Raw genomic sequence first — 5,337 nt, forward strand, 5'->3', positions numbered from 1 at the left:
AACTGGCATGAAGGCGGTCTGGAAGCTGCTCAGCCTGCCGCTGCGGCAGATGCCCCTGGCGACCTGGCTGCTGGTGGTCTGCTATGTCGCCAGCCTGACGGCCATGGTCGTGGATGGCCGGCTACCCTGGCTGCTCCTTGCCGCCCTGGTGATCTGGTTCTGGCACATCCTGGCCGGCACGGCGCTGCGCAGCGCCGTGCGCGGGGACGCCCGCATGCTGCCGTATTTCCAGCGGCGTCTGGGACAGGCCGGTCTGCTCGACCTGGCGCTGACGGTGGTCCTGACCACGCTGGTGGCGTTGACCACGATTGCCCCTGTGGCGTCACATGCCGCCCTGGTGTGCAGCGGCCTGCTGCTTATCGCGGCCCTGGGCCTGGCCATGGGTACCGGCATACGCGCTCTGATGCTGGTCTGGCTGGGTCTGATCGCTGCCGGCTGGTTCCCGCAGTTTTTGAAACGGGTCTTGCAATCGGCACAGCAATCGATGCTGACGCCCGTTGCCCTGCTGTTGTTGGCCGGACTGTTGGTGTACCTGGCGTTGCGGCCGCTGCTGAAACTGGACGACCGCGAAATTTCCGAATCACCGTTGGGCACGGCGCTGGGCGGTACGCCCTCCCGCTCGGGCACGCGCGTTCCCGGGCGTCCACGCACCCGCTGGTCGCGCCTGTTCTCGGGTGTCCTGAACAGCCAGGCCGAGCGCTACCTGCACAAGGCGCTGCATCGGTACCAGCGCAAACCCAGCGAACGTCACCGGATCGCGCTGGTGCGGGCCGTGCTGCTGCCGCACGACAGCCCGCAAGCGGTGTTGATGCAATTTGCGATCATGGTCTTGTTCGCCGCCGTGTATTTCTTTGCCACGCATGCCGCGTCGCGCTGGCAAGTCGCCTATGTCGGCGCCTACGCGGTCATCATCGGCACCACCCGCTTCACGACCGTGGGCCGTGGCCTGGTGCGCATGCGCGCGAACCTTGCGGAACTGTACATGACGCTGGCGCCGGTCACGCGTGCCGAGTTCCAGGCCGTACTGGTGAACAGTCTGACATGGCTGGTCGGCGAATCACTGTTCTACTGCCTGGGTTTTGGCTTGCTGGTCGACCTTCTGATGCACGCGCATCAGCCCCTGCGCCTGTTGCTTGCCGTGGGGATCAGCGGACTGTCCGCCGCCATGTTCGCTTTCGCGGCTTACCTGGTGGGACCGGAGTCCAGCAGCGGGCAGATGATCATGCGGCTGGTTCTCATGGTCTTTTATGTCGCCCTGTACAGCCTGGCGTACTGGCTGATCGGCCGTCTCGGGCTGGAGCTGGGCGCAGCGCTGGCCGTGCTGCTGATCGTGCCCTTCGGCTTCGGCACATGGTGGTCGGCGCGGCGTGAGTTCCTGCGCCGTACGCCGCGTTTTGACGTGCCCCTCTAGCGCGGCCTGCGCAACGCCCGGGGCGGCATTATCCGGGTGCAGGCGACCCGGGAGGCTGCGCGCGCAGGGCGGCGGCGAAGCGGCGCGGCGCATCCTCGAAGCCGCCATTGGACATGAACACCACGTGGTCGCCGGGACGCACCGCGAAGTTCAGGGCCTCCAGCAGCGCATCGACACTGGGCGCGACATGGCCGCGTCCCGCAAGCGCCCGGGTCATCTTGCCTGCATCCCATGCCAGCCCGGCCCGCTGCAGGAACAGCACCTGATCGGCCTCGGCCAGCGATGGCGCCAGCGCATCCGCATGCACCCCCTGGCGCATGGAATTGGAGCGCGGTTCCAGCGCCACCAGGATGCGCGCATCGCCGACCCGGGCGCGCAGACCATCCAGGGTGGTGGCGATGGCCGTGGGATGGTGCGCAAAATCGTCGTAGATATGCACGCCTTCGACCGTACCAATGACCTCCATGCGTCGCTTGACGTTGGCAAACGACGCAAACAACGGCAACAGCGCCGCCGCATCGCAGCCGTACGCCGCCGCCGCCGCCAGGGCTGCCAGCGCGTTCATCACGTTGTGCCGGCCCAGTAGCGACCAGCGCACCTCACCCAGCACGGTATCGCCGCGGCGCACCTCGAAATGGCTGCCATCGTCCTGCTTCAGGTGCGCGCGCCAGTGTCCGGCCTCGATGCCGAAGGTCTCCACCGCAGTCCAGCATCCCATGCTGAGCACTTCGGCCAAGCGAGGATCTTCGGCGTTGACAATAATTCGGCCGTTGCCGGGCACGGTGCGCACCAGATGATGGAACTGGCGTTGAATGGCCGCCACGTCGGGAAAGATGTCGGCGTGGTCGAATTCCAGGTTGTTGAGGATGGCGATGCGCGGACGGTAGTGCACGAACTTGGAGCGTTTGTCGAAGAACGCGGTGTCGTATTCATCGGCTTCGATGACGAACGGCGCAGCCATGGCCGACGATGCAGCCGCCGACGGCCCGCCAGACGAAGCGCCACTCCCCCCCAGTCGTGCCGACACCCCGAAGTTGCCCGGCACCCCGCCAATCAGGAACCCGGGCGCCCGCCCGTCCTGGTCAAGCAGATGCGCCAGCAAACTGGAGGTCGTGGTCTTGCCGTGGGTCCCGGCAACGGCCAGCACCTCGCGCCCCGGCAGCACGATTTCGCCCAGCCACTGCGGTCCGGAGATATACGGAAGTTGCGCATCGAGCATGTACTCGACCGCAGGCATGCCGCGCTTCATGGCATTGCCCACGACCACCTGGTCCGGCGCCGGTTGCAGGTGCTCGGCGAGATACCCCTGGCGCAGCGTGATGCCCAGCGCCTGGAGCTGGGTGCTCATGGGCGGGTACACGTTCTGGTCCGAACCCTCGACCGCATTGCCCAGCGCGCGGGCCAATACGGCGACGCCGCCCATGAATGTGCCGCAGATCCCGAGGATGTGCAGACGCATCAGCCGTTGGCGGCGAGGCGATCGCCCGGCAGTACGTCAAGGATGCGCTGGAAGACCTCGTCCAGAGAGCCAACTCCGTCCACCGCCCGGAGCATGTCGTGACGCTGGTACCAATCGGCGACCGGAGCCGTCTGCTCGGCGTAAACCTGCAAACGCTTGCGCACCACCTCGGGATTGTCATCGGCGCGGCCCTCCGCCTTGAAGCGGATCTCGCAGCGCCCGACGATTTCCTCGCCGGGAACGTTGAGCTTCACCACCACATCAAGCGGCTGATGCAGACGCGTCAACAGCGCATCAAGCGCTTCGACCTGCGCAAGATTGCGCGGATAGCCATCCAGAATGAAGCCGTTGCGTGCATCGGGTTGCGTCAGTCGCTCTTCCAGCATGCCGAGCATGATGTCGTCGGAGACCAACTGGCCTGCATCCATCACCGCCTTGGCCTTGCGACCCAGCGGACTGCCGGCAGCCACCGCTGCGCGCAGCAGGTCGCCCGTGGAGATGTGTGGAACCTCCAATTGCTTCTTCAGGCGTGAAGCCTGGGTTCCCTTGCCCGAACCGGGCGCACCGAGTAGAACGATTCGCATGCTAGCTCCACCACGTTTAACCGCCTGGCCCTGATACGGGAGAGGCGGCTGGACTCTTAAAAAAATGGAGTTCAAGGTAGCCTTTGCACGGGGGACAGTCAAACTCAGCTATGTTTGCATCCACTTCGCCCACGGGAGTCCGTATTCATGCGCCGAGGCAAACTGCTCTACGCCCAGTCCGGCGGCGTCACCGCCGTCATCAATGCCACTGCTGCTGCCGTCATCGAGACGGCTCGCGCACACGGTATCAAAGCCTATGCGGCCCGCAACGGCATCCTGGGCGTACTGCGCGAGGAACTGATCGACACCTCGCGGGAAACGAAATCGGCCATCGCCGCCCTGCACCACACGCCCGGTGGCGCCTTTGGCTCGTGTCGCTACAAGCTCAAGTCGCCGGACCAGGACCCCGCTGAATACGCACGCCTGATCGAGGTCCTTCGCGCACACGACATCCGATGGTTCCTGTACAACGGCGGCAACGACTCGGCCGACACCGCACTGAAGCTGTCCCAACTGGGACGCAGGATGAACTACGACCTGCATTGCATCGGTGTGCCCAAGACGGTCGACAACGACCTGGCCGTCACCGACTGCTGTCCCGGCTTCGGATCGGTGGCCAAGTACACCGCCGTCAGCGTGGCCGAGGCCAGTCTCGACGTTGCCTCGATGAAGGACACCTCGACCAAGGTCTTCATCATGGAGGTGATGGGTCGTCATGCCGGCTGGATCGCCGCCGCCGCCGGATTGGCGGGGGACGGCCCGGACACGGCGCCGCACCTGATCCTTTTCCCGGAGCGTGACTTCGACGCCAAGGATTTCCTGAAGCACGTCAAGGCCACCGTCGAACGGGTCGGCTACTGCGTGGTGGTGGCCTCGGAGGGTATCCGCGCCAGGGACGGCAGCCTGCTGGCCGAAGCCGGTGGCAAGGACGCCTTTGGCCATAGCCAGCTCGGCGGCGTGGCGCCGCGTCTGGTGGACCTGATCAAGCAACATCTCGGGTACAAATGCCACTGGGCACTGCCGGACTACCTGCAGCGTTCGGCGCGCCATCTGGCTTCGGCCACCGACCTGAAACAGGCCCAGGCCGTGGGCAAGGCGGCGGTGGAGTATGCCCTGGCCGGTCACAACGCCGTCATGCCGGTGATCGTCCGCACCCGTGACCAGCCGTATCGCTGGAAACTGGAACCGGTCGCTCTCAAGCGCATTGCCAACCGCGAGAAGAAACTGCCCAAGTCCTTCGTCCGACGTGACGGTTATGGCATCACGGCCGCCGCACGACGCTATCTTGCCCCCTTGATCCAGGGGCAGGCAGAGGTGGCCTGGGGACGCAAGGGACTGCCGCGCAGCGCAAAGCTGCGGCTGCAAGCGGTAGCCGCAAAACTGCCGATCTACACGATCTGAAGGGATGATCCGTAAGGTCTTCGGGTGATCTTCACACGCTGCCAAGCAGCACGGGGACCCGATTTCCATAAGCTCCATCAAAGCGAGGCGTCCCTGCCCCGCAACCGTCCTTGAGAATTAATAGTGCGCTTTATTCCTGGCGCGATCTGTTCGGTAGCGAACAGACGGTTTTCTGGATTATGAACACAGCGCTACTCAAGCGGTAGCCGCAAAACTGCCGATCTACAAGATCTGAAGGGATGATCCGTAAAGTCTTCGGGTGATCTTCACACGCTGCCAAGCAGCACGGGGACCCGATTTCCATAAGTTCCATCAAAGTGAGGCGTCCTTGCCTCGCAACCGTCCTTGAGCATTGATAGTGCGCTTTATTCATGGCGCGATCTGTTCGCCAGCGAACAGACCGTTGTCTGGATTATGAACACAGTGCTACTTCGGAGTGAAACGCTGCGGCCAAGGAGGACGTCATGACACGGGAACATTTA

4 protein-coding genes are annotated in these 5,337 nt (G+C 64.4%); 2 read left to right on the forward strand and 2 right to left on the reverse strand.

Features of this window, described 5'->3' with window-relative positions; translation table 11 throughout:
* A partial coding sequence (locus tag PF446_RS13190) for a hypothetical protein (RefSeq protein WP_298072356.1) occupies nt 1-1,411 on the forward strand: 1,411 nt, incomplete at its 5' end.
* Between the two features lie 28 nt (nt 1,412-1,439).
* On the opposite strand, the gene mpl is transcribed toward PF446_RS13190, so the two are convergent.
* Together mpl and PF446_RS13200 are read right to left on the reverse strand one after the other, a co-directional pair.
* Complete coding sequence (mpl, locus tag PF446_RS13195; RefSeq protein WP_298072358.1) at nt 1,440-2,870, reverse strand: UDP-N-acetylmuramate:L-alanyl-gamma-D-glutamyl-meso-diaminopimelate ligase; 1,431 nt, start codon at nt 2,868-2,870, stop codon at nt 1,440-1,442.
* Nucleotides 2,870-3,454, reverse strand: coding sequence for an adenylate kinase (locus PF446_RS13200; protein ID WP_298072360.1), 585 nt, complete (start codon nt 3,452-3,454; stop codon nt 2,870-2,872). The genes mpl and PF446_RS13200 overlap by 1 nt, the downstream gene beginning before the upstream one ends.
* A gap of 147 nt (nt 3,455-3,601) precedes the next feature.
* Between PF446_RS13200 and PF446_RS13205 the strand changes: the two genes are divergently transcribed.
* Complete coding sequence (locus tag PF446_RS13205; protein ID WP_298072362.1) at nt 3,602-4,855, forward strand: 6-phosphofructokinase; 1,254 nt, start codon at nt 3,602-3,604, stop codon at nt 4,853-4,855.
* The last annotated feature ends 482 nt before the right edge of the window (nt 4,856-5,337 follow it).

This window comes from Oleiagrimonas sp., assembly GCF_027858935.1.
GTDB lineage: Bacteria > Pseudomonadota > Gammaproteobacteria > Xanthomonadales > Rhodanobacteraceae > Oleiagrimonas.